The sequence below is a fragment of the Mucilaginibacter sp. P2_D11 genome (assembly GCF_056404435.1).
Map to the genome: position 1 here is coordinate 1 of NZ_JBFUEA010000022.1, position 14,814 is coordinate 14,814.

The 14,814-nt window shown below is 46.4% G+C and carries 12 protein-coding genes; 4 read left to right on the forward strand and 8 right to left on the reverse strand.

What is annotated here, in order from left to right; translation table 11 throughout:
* A partial coding sequence (locus tag AC1DXC_RS24635; protein WP_477461835.1) for a cadherin-like beta sandwich domain-containing protein occupies positions 1-6,316 on the reverse strand: 6,316 nt, incomplete at its 3' end.
* A 302-nt stretch (positions 6,317-6,618) separates the two neighbouring features.
* Positions 6,619-7,164 (reverse strand): phage tail protein, encoded by a 546-nt coding sequence (locus AC1DXC_RS24640; protein WP_477461836.1) that lies wholly within the window; start codon positions 7,162-7,164, stop codon positions 6,619-6,621.
* Positions 7,165-7,649: 485 nt separating this feature from the next.
* Between AC1DXC_RS24640 and AC1DXC_RS24645 the strand changes: the two genes are divergently transcribed.
* Genes AC1DXC_RS24645 through AC1DXC_RS24660 form a run of 4 tightly spaced genes read left to right on the forward strand, consistent with a single transcriptional unit; the run spans position 7,650 to position 10,313 of the window.
* Positions 7,650-8,213, forward strand: a complete 564-nt coding sequence (locus AC1DXC_RS24645; RefSeq protein ID WP_477461837.1) for a hypothetical protein — start codon at positions 7,650-7,652, stop codon at positions 8,211-8,213.
* 8 nt (positions 8,214-8,221) lie between these two features.
* A complete protein-coding gene (locus AC1DXC_RS24650) occupies positions 8,222-8,896 on the forward strand; it encodes a hypothetical protein (RefSeq protein ID WP_477461838.1) in 675 nt (224 codons plus the stop codon).
* Positions 8,863-9,654: a sensor histidine kinase gene (locus AC1DXC_RS24655; RefSeq protein ID WP_477461839.1), complete on the forward strand. Its 792-nt coding sequence runs from the start codon at positions 8,863-8,865 to the stop codon at positions 9,652-9,654. The genes AC1DXC_RS24650 and AC1DXC_RS24655 overlap by 34 nt, the downstream gene beginning before the upstream one ends.
* A gap of 5 nt (positions 9,655-9,659) precedes the next feature.
* Positions 9,660-10,313, forward strand: coding sequence for a response regulator (locus tag AC1DXC_RS24660; protein ID WP_477461840.1), 654 nt, complete (start codon positions 9,660-9,662; stop codon positions 10,311-10,313).
* A 116-nt stretch (positions 10,314-10,429) separates the two neighbouring features.
* Here the strand turns inward: AC1DXC_RS24660 and AC1DXC_RS24665 are convergent, their stop codons facing one another.
* The 6 genes from AC1DXC_RS24665 to AC1DXC_RS24690 form a co-directional block, all read right to left on the reverse strand.
* Entirely contained in the window at positions 10,430-10,909 is a 480-nt protein-coding gene (locus AC1DXC_RS24665; RefSeq protein WP_477461841.1) for an anthrone oxygenase family protein, read from the reverse strand.
* 48 nt (positions 10,910-10,957) lie between these two features.
* The gene (locus AC1DXC_RS24670) at positions 10,958-11,770 is read right to left on the reverse strand and encodes a helix-turn-helix domain-containing protein (RefSeq protein WP_477461842.1); all 813 of its coding nucleotides are present in this window, start codon (positions 11,768-11,770) and stop codon (positions 10,958-10,960) included.
* Positions 11,771-11,859: 89 nt separating this feature from the next.
* Positions 11,860-12,477: a YdeI/OmpD-associated family protein gene (locus AC1DXC_RS24675; RefSeq protein ID WP_477461843.1), complete on the reverse strand. Its 618-nt coding sequence runs from the start codon at positions 12,475-12,477 to the stop codon at positions 11,860-11,862.
* Positions 12,478-12,494: 17 nt separating this feature from the next.
* Complete coding sequence (locus AC1DXC_RS24680) at positions 12,495-12,902, reverse strand: VOC family protein (RefSeq protein WP_477461844.1); 408 nt, start codon at positions 12,900-12,902, stop codon at positions 12,495-12,497.
* Positions 12,903-12,983: 81 nt separating this feature from the next.
* On the reverse strand, positions 12,984-13,883 hold the full coding sequence (locus AC1DXC_RS24685) for a helix-turn-helix domain-containing protein (RefSeq protein WP_477461845.1): 900 nt from the start codon (positions 13,881-13,883) through the stop codon (positions 12,984-12,986).
* A 214-nt stretch (positions 13,884-14,097) separates the two neighbouring features.
* Positions 14,098-14,793: a 3-keto-disaccharide hydrolase gene (locus tag AC1DXC_RS24690; protein WP_477461846.1), complete on the reverse strand. Its 696-nt coding sequence runs from the start codon at positions 14,791-14,793 to the stop codon at positions 14,098-14,100.
* Positions 14,794-14,814 lie beyond the last annotated feature (21 nt).

Here is a 14,814-nt window from a genome sequence, read left to right on the forward strand (position 1 = left end):
TCGCCGTCCTGGTGGTTACACCATCCTCTGCGGTTACCTGGATGGTAACCTGCGTAACGGCACCGGTAAGAGGTATCGAAAGCGGAGAGCCGCTGCTTGCGACAGTACCGTTTACACGGATAACAGCATGGGCCTCCAATGCCGTAGGCGTCAGTACGATGCTTGTTGCGGTATTGGCTACCGATGTTTTATAATTCTCATCACCGCTCCCCGTTGCAGACACCAGGTTGGCCCCGCCAACTTTTAATAATACCGCTGCATTGTTAGACAGGCGAGTTACCGTTATGGTGTAGGTTTTAGTGGTTATGCCGTCTTCGGCTGTTACCACCGTACTGATCACATTGGATCCCGTTGAAAGCGCTATCGCCCCGGAGGCTGCCCCACCAGCTACCACTACGTTATTAACCCGTATGATGGCTTTGGAATCACTTGGCGTGGCGGTTAACGTAACACTGCTAATATTTGCACCTACCGATGCCGAAAAATTATAATCGCTGCTTCCGGAAACAGAACTTAACGTTACATATGGGCTTAAAACCACCTGAGTTAACCAAGCATTGGTAGACCCTGTTTTATTTACCTGAAGCGTCGCCGTCCTGGTGGTTACACCATCCTCTGCGGTTACCTGGATGGTAACCTGCGTAACGGCACCGGTAAGAGGTATCGAAAGCGGAGAGCCGCTGCTTGCGACAGTACCGTTTACACGGATAACAGCATGGGCCTCCAATGCCGTAGGCGTCAGCACGATGCTTGTTGCGGTATTGGCTACCGATGTTTTATAATTCTCATCACCGCTCCCCGTTGCAGACACCAGGTTGGCCCCGCCAACTTTTAATAATACCGCTGCATTGTTAGACAGGGCGCGAGTTACCGTTATGGTGTAGGTTTTAGTGGTTACGCCGTCTTCGGCTGTTGATATAATGTCTATCGTATTGGCACCCGAGTTGAGTGGAGCAGTAATTACACCCGATGATATGGCTGCATTGCTGCCATTAACCTTTGCAGACAGGCTGCCGGTAGCATCTAGAAATGCCGGTGTTAACGTTAAAATCGATACCCCGTTACTTACCGATGCGGTATAAGAACTAACCTCTATATCAAACACCGGCGACAGGGTACCCTGGCTTAGTACGATATTTGACAGGCCGGATTCGCTTGACGGTGCCCTTGATACCCTCAAATTATAGGTGTTGGCTGTTACGCCATCTGCAGCAGTTACAACCAAATAGTAATTGTGCAGGCCTACAGTTAAGTTATTGTTGGTAATGGTAGCACCCGAAGCCGCAGGGCTGGCGTTTATTGTCATGGTTGCCGTTGCATCTGCTACCGTTGGCGTAAATGATACTGCAGTTGTTGTATTTGGCAGGTAAACATTATAAGTTAAAGTAGCCGGATCAAACACAGGGTCTAACGCGCCGGTGCTTAAGCTGATGCCGGCAAGCGCAGCATTGCTTGATGCGTGTACTACGCTAATATTATATGTTTTAGAGGTTTCGCCATCGCCTGCGGTAATTGTCACCGCGATAGTAGTAGAACCATCTGCATTTATAGTAACCGGTGCAGACGCGTCGCCGGAAGTTACCTGATCGCCGTTTACAGTGATTTGGAAATAAGACTGGTTACCTTCTGGTGTTACTGTAATGGCAGGTATGCTCTCGCCTACTTTTGCTACATAACTGGTTACGTTAGGATCGAAGGCGGGGAACAGGTTACCGGCGCTTAGCATAAGCGTTTTCAACCTGATAGGCCTTTTGATGTATAACTGGTAAAATGTATTACTGGTATGATCGGCAGATCGAACAGTTATGTTGACCGGGTTTCCGCCCTCATGCACAGCTATCCTTTTGGCACCTGTAGCGCCACCTTCGCCACCACCGCTTACTCTTGCTGTTGCCAGCGGGTCGTGGGTTGTTGGGGTAATGGTGATAGAATCTGTTTCGGCACTAACATCAAGCGTGTATGAGGTAACAAGAGGGTTAAACGATGGGCTGATAACACCCACGCTACTGCTCAGGTTAGACAGCTTAGAGTCTGAAGGAATAGGTGTTATATTAAAATAGTAAGAATGTACCGTTCCGTTTTCTGCCGTTACGTTTACGGGTACCTGCTGGGTATTGCCACCAGTAAAGGTTACTGTGTAAGGTGCGCCGGATGCTATCGGCGTAGCGGTTGCAGGATCGTAGCCTATCGACATGGTCGATAGCGGATCGGTTACTGTTGCTATTAATGTTGCAGACGTAGAACCGTTTGGAACACTTGCCGAGTAAAAATCAGTTGCAGGATCAAAAGCCTCATTAAACCCACCGCCATTTAGCGTAGCACTTGCCAGGGTATTAATGCTTGATGCAGGCGTTACAGTCATGGTACCACCTACGGTAGTAACGTTGTAGTTGGAAGCGTACGCACCACCGTTAACATAAATATTATAATCACCGGCAGCCGAACTGATGGTGGCATCTGTTGTTAGCTGAATGGCCGATGTAAATGCTGTTGCCTCGGTATCACCATTTTTATAACCGGTTACACTATAGGTAAGTGCCGGGTTTGGCTTGGTAGCAACTTTGGTTTTATTATCGATAGTAAGAGTAAGGGGTGCGCGGTCTATCTCGAAGTACCCGCCTTGGAAAGTCAGTTTATAATTGCTGTCGTTAATGGCTAAAGTACCGAGGCTTACGTTATACGGGCCCGCTGTTTCACCCGCATCGCGGGTTAATGCGCCTGTAATTTGGGTACCGCCCAGCAAAGTGCCCGATACAATGCTGTAATTGATAGCAGGGTCGGCATCGCCATAGATCTTAAAGGTAGAACCGCCCGAAACGATGATCTCCCTTTGTACGATATTGAACGCTCCACTATGGAAAATAAGGTCATAGCTTCCGCCATTGGTTATCCCGAAAGTACCTATAGTTGTAGCATAAGTACCTAACGCACTACCCGGCTCGTGGCCAAGTGAACCGGAGAACGTATCGCCCGAAACCGGGGTGCCCGAATAAGAGTACCCGATTGTGCCATCAGGGTCGCCGTATTGCACATCGCGGCTGCCAGAGTAAATATCAATAACTCGTTTTTCAATGCTCAGGTCGGCACTTGTATAGTTCAATGTATAGTTACTGCCAAGGGCAAGCGTACCCTGGGTTATGGCATAAGTGCCAAAACTTTCGCCCGGGGCGCGGCTTATTGCCCCTGTGAAGCTGTCGCCGCCAATCAAAGCGTCGGCAGCGTAAGTAAGCGCAGGGTCGGTATCGCCATAAGTTTTGCTTGTGGCGGCGGCGGTTACGTTAATAGTTTTCTTGTTGATGGTTAGGTCGGCGCCTGTAAAACTCAAGGTATAATTACTGCTGTTGCTTACGGCGAGCGTACCCTGGCTAATGGCATAGGCACCAAAGTTCTCCCCTGCTACACGGGTTAGCGCGCCGCTAAAGCTGTCGCCACTGGCCAATTCATCAGCGGTATAGGTTAATGCAGGGTCGCTGTCGCCAAAGGTCTTGGTTTTGGCCTCGGCGATAACGTTAACTATTTTCTTGCCGATGGTTAAATTAGCGCCAACATAAGTTAAGGTATAGTTGCTGCTTAATGCCAGCGTATTTTTATTAATAGCGTAAGTGCCAAATCCCTCGCCTGCTGCACGGCTTAATGCCCCGGTAAAGCTATCACTAAAACCTAAAGCAACGTTGGCAGTGTAGGTTAACGCCGGGTCGTTATCGCCGTAAGTTTTGGTTTTAGCGGTGGCTGTAACGGTTATAGGTTTAGCAGTAATGGTTACATAGGCCGGTTGAACGGTTATATCGTAATTGGCGGTAACATCGTTAAGGCCATTTACAAACTTTTTGGTGCCAAGGCTCATCAGGTAAGTGCCCACGTTTTCGCCGGCAGCACGCCCAAATTGGTCGCTCGTTGCATCGCCGGAGGCCAATGAGCCTGCTACGGTCTGAAACTGGTTAAGGAACGGATCCGCATCGCCATAAACTTTGGTTTTGGCTATCGGTAAAACGGTAATGGGCCGTTTGTTAATCGTAAGATTTGCGCCCACGTAGGTAACATTGTAATTGTTACTATAGCTAAGGGTGCCCTGATCAATAGCATAGGTGCCGATAAAGATGTTTGTTGTTGGTGATACCCTTGATAATGCACCTGTAGGAGCATCGCTGCCTACTACGCCTGTTGCGGTATAAGTAAATGCAGGGTCGGTGTCGCCGTAATTTTTAGTTTTGGCTGCGGCGGTTATGGTAAGGTTTGCTTTATTTACGGTTAGGCTTTGTACCACGTTTGCAGCGGCATTGTAATTGGCATTGCCGCCCTGCGAAGCTGTGATATTGGCAGTGCCCTGCCCTACTATATGTACCTGATTGCTTACTATGGTAGCAACAGCAGTGTTATCGCTGGTGTAAGTGACACTCAAAGGACTGCTAACAGTTGCGCCCGGTGCAAAATTGGCATTGCCGTAGGTTTTGGCTGTTAAGGCATTAAAGGTAATTGTTTGCGACGCTTTATTTACAGTTAGGAGTTGGGTTGCATCACTCGCCGCCAAATAATTGGCATCCCCCGCCTGCGAAGCGGTAATGGTTGATGTGCCTGCCCCTACGATGTGTATTTGCCCGTTTACGATGGTAGCAACCGCGGTATTACTGCTTACGTAGCTTATGGTAAGCCCGCTGTTTGTGCTTGCGCCCGGTGCAAAGTCGGCATTGCCGTAGGTTTTGGTAGCAGTTGAGGCGAAGGTAATGGTTTGTGCCGCTTTGGGGCGGGTTACCGTAAGGGTGTATGTTTTGGTACTTGCATCTTGCGCCGTTACCACCGTGGTGATGGTGTTATTGCCAATGGCTAAACTTAAATTGCCGGAAGCGGAACCGGAGTTTACAGCTACGGTATTAACTTTAATAGTGGCGTTGGCCTGGTTGCGGGTAGGTGTTACCGTAATGGAGGTTGCGGCGTTTGTTACCGATGCCGAATAACTGGTTGTGCCCGCTGCAAACGTAGGAGTTAAGGTACCCGAACTAATGGTAAAGGCCGAAAGGTTTGCATCGTTTGATATTGTTGTAAATGTAACCACAGCACCGTAAGTAGTGCCGGCGCCATTTATGGCATAGGCCCGTGCATAATAAGTGGTAACCGGTGTTAAGCCGCTAACACTTGCCGAGTATGCGCCATTTGTAGTTACAGTAGCATTTGCTGCTTTGGTATCGCTTACTGTTGGGGTAGTATTCGTGGAGCTATAAACCACGCCACGTTCGGTGCTCATACCGTAACCGTAAACCAGGTTGCCAGCCAGTGTTGCCCCCGTTGCTGTTACTGATGCTGCAGCTGTGGTGGTAACTTTAGGTTGCTCGGGCACGCCAAAATCATATATCTGTGGAAAATTCTGGCCGGTTGCGAAACTGAGTGTCGTACTGAACGTGTTATTTGTGAGGTTTATGGCAACGATTTTTCCTGAGCCATAGTAAGCATCGCCAACGTAGAGGCGGTTATTGCCAGCATCAAGGCCTAAGCGAAAAGGCGAATTACAAACCGAAGCTGCTATTTGAACATCGTTGGTGCCGTCGATATTTTGTCTTCTTACCTGGTCGGTGGCGGAAAGTGTAGCAGCACTCCCCCCTTCGGCACAATAGTACAAATACCCGTTAACCTTATCTAAGGCGACGTCATAAACCGAGTTCAATGTTGTGGCAAAGGCGCGCGAGGTAACGGCGTTGCTATTGGCCAGGTCGACGGTTTTTATGCTTCTGCCGCTAAAAGATACATCAACTACGTACACTTTATTATTAGCCGCATCCACTTCAAGCCTGTAAGGGTTTTTTGTTACCGATGTGGCGAGGGTTTGCGAGCCGGTACCATCCGGGTGTACCCTGTAAAGGGCATCATTTGCAGTAGCTTGCGTAATATCGCCGCTTTCGGTAATATAATACAGCCAATTACCAACCACATCGTAATTTATATCTTTTATATAAGCAGAATTGGCGCTGGTAATGGTACCTGTCACCGAGCTACCGGTAATAACTTTGATAACATTACCGCTTAAGTTACCCTCGGATACGAAAATGCGGTTGTTATTACCATCCAACGCAACGTTGAGCGGTTGTATCAGCCCGGCGTTGGTACCTGTAATAACGGTACTTACGTTGGTGCCGTCGTAGTTCATTTTTTTGATCAAATCGCCCGAGGTAGCGGCAGTCGTGTTACCCGGTTCGCCCATGCTGTAAACAACCTGCGCACGAGAAGCTGTGCTAATGCCCAGCAATACTAATAGCAAAAAGGCAGCCTTTAAAACGCCGGAGGTTTTTAACAAGCTGCTTTTTAATAAGAGTAAATTTGTTTTCATAATGTTCACTTAAGTAGTCCGTTTTTTACGGCAACGCCGCTGTATTTTAATATAATATTTGCCCGTTTCAACCGTAAAAACTGCATGCCGGGCCGTGGTGCAGGTGTTATATCTATAAAGTTTTTCCTGGCACCGTTTATTGATGCGGGCTGTATAAAACTTGTTATTTGCGAGTTAATGGTGTCGGCCGTTTGGCCGGGTGTATTATGGCATTAGTTGCAGGGCTTAGGAGCCTCACAACTAATGCCAAGTGAAAAAGTAGCGCCCCATTGTTTGAAGAAGGCGCCGCTGCTAATATTTAATTATGGCCTGCTCGGGTATATTCCGTCCCAGCAAATAATATAGTTTATTGCCAATACCGGCGACAGCGTTTGTACCGGCTGGCTACCACCTGTGAAAGAAATACTTTTTGGATTCAACGCCGCAAGCGCAAATACAGGATCAGTACCATCGTTGTAGGTAGAAAGAGGATTACCACTGCTACCTTCAATAGGTACCGAGATAAAATTATTAAGCGGGTCCGACTGGTTGGCCGCGGTAGTTACCCCTTGCAGTGCATGCGTATGAGACGGCAGTTGCTGTTGTGTTAGGGTTGCGCTTTCTGCACCGGCCATTTGCCCCTCATAGTAATTAGACAAGCCCCTGCCCTGGCCGGGATGCACGGGTGCACGGCCACGCAGGTCGGGAAGTGCGAAATTAGTAACGCCGTCGCCGCCGTAAGTTGTGCCAATAAGCGAAAAAAGGGCTTGATACTGGTTGGTTGATAATAAGGTTCCGTCGCAGAAGAACCAGCCTTTTGGTGCAAAGTTGCCCGCAAAAAGCATGAGAGAGGCCATGTACTGATCCATAGTTTAAATTGATTAGGGTTATTGTTAAAGGTTTATAATTTGGTGTGTAAATGTAATATATTTAATTAGTAGTAAAAGAAATATTTAATATCAACAATTGCATATTTTTATGTTAATAAATTAAAATCCAGCGCATTATTAAAAACTTGTATATACTTTGTATATGTTTCTATGATATATAGTTAGCCGTTATAGGAATACTGCCTTAACATTTAATTAAATGTTTAACCATCCATTGGCGGCTTGTTATGCTGCCCTGCGGCATTTAAAATATAACCGGTACTTTATTCCCGGCTATACTTTGATCAATGTGTCCCCTTAACATTAATTATTTATTACATCCCAAATGTATGTTGAAGCTAAAAGCTGCAACAGGGTTTAATCAGCTTTTTTGAGGGGGTGATTTAGGGGTAAAAAAAGGCGGGATACTTTTTGCGATTGCGCCCGTAATTACCCACTTTCGATAACCTTAAATTCATAACGATATGACAATCAAAAAAACCCTTATCCTATTGGCAGTCGCAGGCATAGGCCTTGCATCGTGCCAGCCCAAAACCGCCGCACCAACAGAACCCGGCACCGCCGCCATTGATACCAGCGGCGCGCTTGATGTTGCAACAGCGACTAAATACGTGGGCAACTACAAATCCCGTGCAGGCGAGGTAGATTCCATAAAATCCGACGGAACGCATGTAAAACTGCCCAACACACGCTCGGTTTGGTTTAGTAAAGAAAAGCTGCAGGCTATGCTAGCTGCTTTAGAGAAAGAAAAAGACGGCGACGGCGTAAGGTTTTACTTCGCAGCTTATAACCCAAGGCTGGGCGTGGCAGCAAAGGATAGTGCCCGTAGGTACGATGGTTACAACACCCTGGTAATGGTATCAACCGTGAAAAAAGATACCCTGGGCCAAAAAAACCTGCATTGGGATAGCTACATCCCGCTGAACGGAAAGCCCACAGGCATCATAGGAGCCGGCCCCGAAAACCGCGGCGAAATTTGCCCTCCGCCAAGTAATTGCCCGGCCGTTGGCGCTACGCTTATACAGTAATTATAACAATGAAACCATACTCGCTAAGCGATTTATACACCCTAAACACAGCAGTGGAGTTTATTTGCTTCCTGGTTGCGCTTATATTCCTTTACCGGGATAAAAGCGCAGCCTGGCGGTTGTTTGTTATTTACCTGCTACTAACCGTTTGCGTAGAAACCGCAGGGCTAATCATCCGCAAGGTGTTCTTGTTACCCAATATGCGGCTGTACAATGTTGCGCTACTGGCCGAGTGCGGTTTTATCAGCTATTTTTTTTATACCCTGTTTAAACCTTACGGTTACAGCATAAAATGGCTATATGGCTGGTTTGCGGTATTTGCGGTAGTGTACACCGGCGAAATACTTTATACCCACTTTTCGGATTTCGTTACCATCTCGGCCGAAGTAATGTCGGTAGTATTTGTACTGGCCTGCGTATGGTTTTACTATTTGAAACTAACGGATGAGCGGTATGAACCCCTGCTAAGCTCGGGTGAGTTTTGGTTTGTAAGCGGGGCGCTCTTTTTTTATTTTGGCAGCACTGCCTGTAATGTTTTTTTCGATTATCTTAAAACCAACGAAATATCGGCTTACAACAGCTCGGTACGGTATATTATTTTTAAGGTGTTGAATGTTATCCTGTATTCATTCTGGTCAATTTCATCCGTATGCCGGTATCTACAAAGGAAATCGTTTCGTTAATTGGGTTAACCTCCATCGTTTTCCTTATAGCCCCTATCTTTTTGATACGGTACGTGCTGCTATATAATCGTAAAAAGAAAAAACACGAAGAAGAAAAACAGGCTATGGTAAAAACTTTAGAAACCGAACTGCTGCGCACCCAGATGGAAGTGCAAGAACAGACCCTCAAAACCATCGCTTACGACCTGCACGACAACATCGGCCAGCTGCTTAGCCTAACTACCATCACGCTCAGCTCCATCAACCTGAACGACCTTGCCAAAACGGCCGAAAAAATAGCATTGGTGGAGGACCTCACGGCGCGCTCTACCAAGGAGGTAAAGGCCCTATCGCGCATGCTGCACAGCGAGGAACTGTTAAGCAGGGGGCTGTTCTCGGCCATCGAATTCGAGCTGGAATGGATGAAACGCAGCGACCGCTTTGCCATCCATTTCGTTAAACCCACCTTCGACTCTTTCACAGGCGATGGCAGCAAGGAGACCATCATGTTCCGCCTTTTCCAGGAAATCATAAATAATATCATCCAGCACTCCAGGGCAACAGAAATATTCGTTAATTTGGAACAGGTTGAAGGGGCACTGAAAATGAGCATACGCGATAATGGCGCAGGCTTTAATGTTGAAGAAACCCTGAAACGAAAGACTGGTATGGGTTTGTACAATATCAAGAAGCGCGCTGCCATTATTAACGGCACCGCCTCTATTGAATCTGCCCCTGGTACCGGCTCTGCAATAGCCATTACTGTACCCTATTTATAAATAAAATGTCCCCCGACAAAATAGATATCGCGATAGTTGACGATCATACCCTTTTTAGGCAGGGTTTAGTAAACCTTTTGGCCGAGAGCGGCCAGGTAAACGTTGTTTTTGATGCCAGCAACGGTGCCGATATGATACAAAAGATCACCAAACAGGCCCTACCCCAGGTTGTGCTGATGGATATTACCATGCCCATAATGGATGGCTACGAAAGCACCCGATGGCTCAAACAAAACCATCCCGATATCAACGTGCTCGCCCTGAGCATGTTTGAAGAAGACAAGCCCATCATCGAAATGCTCAAAAGCGGCGCGGGCGGCTACATGCTCAAGCAAAGCAAGGTTAGCGATCTGGTGGCTGCCATCGCAGGTATCAACCAGCATTCCTTTTATATCAACGAGCTGGTATCGGGCAAGCTACTGCGCAATATCCAAAACAAACAGCAGCTTAAGAACGACTATTCGGACCTTAACGCCAACGAACTCCGTTTCCTGGAGCTGTGCTGTTCAGACCTTACCTACAAACAAATTGCCGACCAAATGTGCCTTAGCCCACACACCATCGATAACTACCGCGAATCGCTGTTCCAGAAGTTCGAAACAAAATCGCGCACGGGGCTGGTGATTGCTGCCTTGAAGAACGGGTTGATAAAGATATAGGAGGCTGACAACATCAGTAACCGCAGAGGTGACGGATACCGCCTACCCGACGAATTGAAATACAATTGCGAATGGGCAGCCGGCACTCATTCCCGGTTACCGGCTACCCTCACAAATTATTTCTGTGCAAGCAAATATAGCTTGTGCAGCGATACGCACGAGCAGCAAAGCCCTGCAAAAACAATTGCGGTACGCAGCCAGTTCATGGTGGCCCATTGCGACACTGTTTGCTTGAGCAGATCCACATCGGTTAGGCGGGCGGTTTTAAACATGATATCGTTGCGCGGATAGAAATAGGCAAATGTAAAAGCATCTGCAATAATGTATAAAACAAAGGCAGCGCCTAAACTCAGCCGAATAGCCGGCGATGCCTTCCAGAAAAGGATGAGCACCAGTAAGCCCAATAGCTGGTTAATTGGCGAAAATATCCGGAAGAAATTGCCCGGGCTTACCACCTTAAAGTATTCCCGCGCCGCAGCAATAGAATGGGGAACGTCGCTTCCCCAGCTCCGTGCGTCGACCAAAGAAGTGTAAATGTTTGTAAATAGCAAGCCGCTGGCTATGCCGATAGATGCGAATAAAAATATTGTTTTCATTTGTTTTTTTCTGCAAAGATGCCGCAGTGGCACCCCGCAAAATTGTATTTAACGGACATCCTGGTAAAGGTGCCCTTTTACCGGGCCCATGCCCCGTTTGTATTCGCCGGGGGTAATGCCGGCGTAACCCTTAAAGGTTTTGTTGAAATGAGATTGGTCGGAAAAGCGGGTTTGGTAGGCTATCTCTGTAAGCGAAAGGTTAGCATCATCATGCATCAACCCAACGGCCTTTAGGTATTTTTTATACAGCAGCATTTCTTCGGTATTCATTCCGGTGGCTTCCAGTATTTTCCGCTGCAACTGCCGTGGCGAATAGCACAATGATGAAGCCAGGGCGTTTACAGATAAATCGTTTTGGTTAGTGGCGTACAGGAAGTTGTTGATCATTTGCTCGCGGGGCTGCCAACCGGTAAGGTGTTTACTAAGCCAGCCAAGAAAAGCTGTTACCCTTGCATCAAAATTGCCCTGCTCTGCCAAATGGTGCCAAAGCGAATTGTAAATGGGGTTGACAAGGCCAAGGTCCACCGTTAAATTGGCAAACTCGGCCGCCGGGGTTTTAAATATATGTTTTACCGCTAAAGGTTGAAACATAACGCCAAAAAATACCTGCCGTTGCGGAAGCTGGATATTGATAGGGGTAGTATTAAACCCATTTATAAAGCAGTTACCCAAATATTGCTGTTTGTTGCCCAATTGAGCCGGTATGGGCGGGCTATCGCTAAAATTAAAGATTGCCTCCACCACGCCATTGGGGATAATACACTCCTTTTTAAATTGATGCTGCGGATGCTCTACCTGCCAAATGGAGTGTATCACTTGCTTAAAACAAGGCTCGGTTGGTGTATAGAATTTAGCAGTCAACGTCTTAGGCTCGAAGGTAACGATTTTGATTTAGACTGAGCCGAAGCCATTTACGTTACAGTAAAATTTAAACAGGCAGGCTTGTGCGCTTATTTTTGGTGTTTCCAAAACCTACCTTTGCCTTCGGCTATCCATTCCAAAGCCTCCGTTATCCGCTTTTGCCGCGTTTCGTCTGTTTTGGCATCGGTTATCCATATAATATATTCCTTGCGGAACGAATTGGATTTACTTTCAAAAACCTCTTTTGCTTTTGGCTCGGCATCTAAGGCAGCCAGCAGGTAATCCGGCGTTTCTAATACCTTAGGTTTATCCGCAGTCGGCTTTTCTCTTTTTACCTTAACCCCATTTTCATTCAAGGCCACCGCTTCCAGCAGCATAGCTGTAAATTCTTCGTCGGCCGGCAAATCTTCTATTTTAGTAACCTTTCCCAAAAAACGTTGAATAGGTTTTTGATCTGTGCTGTTTTTCAGGCGCGGGTCGCTCATCAGCTCCGCTTTCATGAAGGAAAATGAGCAATGGTTTTTATAAGAGGCGATAACAAACATGTGGCTGTTTTTATAGTCGAAATGCGGAAAACCCCATTTTATGGCCTCCACTACTCCCGGGCAACTTTGGTGCACCATTTGGCGCCAATGCGTTAAAATGGGCTTTGCAAAATCTTCGGCCTTAGCTATGTAGTTATCTATCTCGGTGTTATAATTCATCATGGTATTATTAAAAAGGTTTATGATTGAGGGAAGCTGTTCATATCCAGATAAGCCATTTCCCATTTGTGGCCGTCCAGATCGGCAAAACTATGCTGGTACATCCAGCCATGATCCTGCGCCGTGGCGTATATTCGGCCGCCCAACGATTCGGCCTTACTAACAAACTGCTTCACTTCATCTGCCGAAACTGCATCCAGCGCTATCAGTACTTCGGTAGTTTGATGTGCGTTGCAAATCTCCGTATCTATAAAAGATTTAAAATAATTGTCGGTGAGCAGCATCACAAAAATGCTGTCGCTCACCACCATGCAACCAGCCTTTTCATCGGTAAACTGCGGGTTAAACGCAAAGCCAAGGTTTTTGAAGAATTCCATAGATTTTTCCAGGTTTTTCACCGGGAGGTTGATAAATACTTTAGTTGCCATGTTTTTAATATTATAGCACAAAAAAACTTAAACGAAGGCAAAAAGCAGTGGTAGAAAACTTGGGTAAACAGGTCAATTTAATTACTTAACCTCTTTCCTGAACCCGGAAGGCGACACGCCAATATGCTTTTTGAAGAATTTGCTGAAATTGGCCGGGTCGGAAAAGTTGAGCTGGTAGGCGATCTCGCTAATTTCCAGATCTGTGTACTGCATAAGCGACCTCGCCTCGGTAGCCAGCCGCCCGGTAATAAAGGTAAGCGCATTTTTACCCGAGAGCTGTTTTACAGATTGGGAGAGGTAATTTGCGGTAACCGAAAGCAGTTCTGCATATTCCTGCACGGTGCGCTTATTGATGTAGTGATTATCAATAAGCAGGGTAAATTTGCGCAACAATACTTGCTGCGTAGTAGCAGTTGGCGTATCGTTTTTCTTTTGCAACGCAAAGTCATCAAGGTGGTAAAGCAAGCCCAATAATTTTACTCTTGCTTCTATATGCTGTGCTTTGGCAGATCGTTCGTAAGCGGTAAATACAGCTTCAAAATGTGGGGCTAACTGATCGAAAGTAGCATGGCTAAACTCGAACAGGTTGGTATGCATCATATCAAACAAAGGGAATTGCTGATGAAAGCCGGGTTTAAAAAAGGAAAAGCATTCCGGTTTAAAGTAGATAACATACCCTTCCAGCGCATTGTTGTGGGCAAAACTGTACACCAGGTTAGGCGAATGAAAAACGAGATAGGAGTCGGGGTTGTGAATGGTTTTGCCACCGAAGTTCACCTCAATCTTACCTGAATTAAATAGCAAGGCAAAAAAATAAAACGACCGTTTAAAAGGTGGCCTGTACACCTGCAGATCGCGGCCGAGCCGTTTTAGGCGCAAACAGTAAAAATCAGGGTTGGTAGTACGGCCCGGCCATGGGATAGAAGCCAGGAAATCGTTTATTTCGGTATAATAAGGGAGCGTATTTTTTATTTTATCCATAAAATAGTCCACAAAAAGATTTTCCTAAAATGGGAAAAGAAAATCTCTTCTGCTAATGCGGAGAATTTAAAGCCCACAATACATCTTTATTATGGACGGCTTATAATTTCCGATTGGTACAATTTTAAATGAAAAACTTCACTGATTTTTGAATGAAGGATCAATAGTAGTAAGCTTGTTAACAGGAATACATTTTCGTGAAACAGCCCCCCCCCTACTTTATCTTCCTGATATACAATGCCTTCACATCCAGTACCGTATGTTTGTCGCCATGGCAAAGTTGTAAGCCAATGGCGCCATCGCTAAATCCTTCTGCATGTACGATATCAATTGTTTTAACGCCGTTTAACCATGCAGTAATATGGTGGTCCTTGGCAATGATATAGTAATGGTTCCAGTCATTTGCCTTTACCAGTTTATCAGCCAGTTCTTTTGGGTACTTTTGAACCATTTCGGCCCTGCGTTCTTCCCAAAGGCATCCCCAGTAGCCCGGCCCCATATCTACCTGGTAGCCTGGTACGTTATCAGTATCGGTAGGGTGTATGCGTATGCAAACACCCGAGTTTGCATCGCGGCCGGTCATCCTAACAATCGCATTTAATTCAAAGTTGGCATAGGTAGTTTTGGTGTATGCATACATATGTCGCCCGCCACCGTTATAATCACCATGCAAAATACCATCATTCAAAGTCCAGTAAGGTTTTGTAGCCACCCAGTCGTTTAACGAACCAATCAGGTTAACCCAACCTGTTCCCACGGGTTTATCGTCAACAAATTTGCCTTTATCCGGCAAAGTGTACACCAACGAAGTTGTGTTTACACCCGGTAAGATGCGCGAACTGCCGCAACCCCCCGTTAAAAAAACGGAGGCAAATAAAACGAAGTATTTAACTTGTAATCTCTTTTTCATATAAGATAATATAAATATAGT

Bases quoted from the DNA above. Each gene is read 5' to 3' on its own strand.
- AC1DXC_RS24650 (WP_477461838.1), top strand. From the start codon at position 8,222: ATGAAACCATACTCGCTAAGCGATTTATACACCCTAAACACAGCAGTG.
- AC1DXC_RS24640 (WP_477461836.1), bottom strand. From the start codon at position 7,164: ATGGATCAGTACATGGCCTCTCTCATGCTTTTTGCGGGCAACTTTGCA.
- AC1DXC_RS24655 (WP_477461839.1), top strand. From the start codon at position 8,863: ATGCCGGTATCTACAAAGGAAATCGTTTCGTTAATTGGGTTAACCTCC.
- AC1DXC_RS24675 (WP_477461843.1), bottom strand. From the start codon at position 12,477: ATGATGAATTATAACACCGAGATAGATAACTACATAGCTAAGGCCGAA.
- AC1DXC_RS24645 (WP_477461837.1), top strand. From the start codon at position 7,650: ATGACAATCAAAAAAACCCTTATCCTATTGGCAGTCGCAGGCATAGGC.
- AC1DXC_RS24685 (WP_477461845.1), bottom strand. From the start codon at position 13,883: ATGGATAAAATAAAAAATACGCTCCCTTATTATACCGAAATAAACGAT.
- AC1DXC_RS24690 (WP_477461846.1), bottom strand. From the start codon at position 14,793: ATGAAAAAGAGATTACAAGTTAAATACTTCGTTTTATTTGCCTCCGTT.
- AC1DXC_RS24665 (WP_477461841.1), bottom strand. From the start codon at position 10,909: ATGAAAACAATATTTTTATTCGCATCTATCGGCATAGCCAGCGGCTTG.
- AC1DXC_RS24680 (WP_477461844.1), bottom strand. From the start codon at position 12,902: ATGGCAACTAAAGTATTTATCAACCTCCCGGTGAAAAACCTGGAAAAA.
- AC1DXC_RS24660 (WP_477461840.1), top strand. From the start codon at position 9,660: ATGTCCCCCGACAAAATAGATATCGCGATAGTTGACGATCATACCCTT.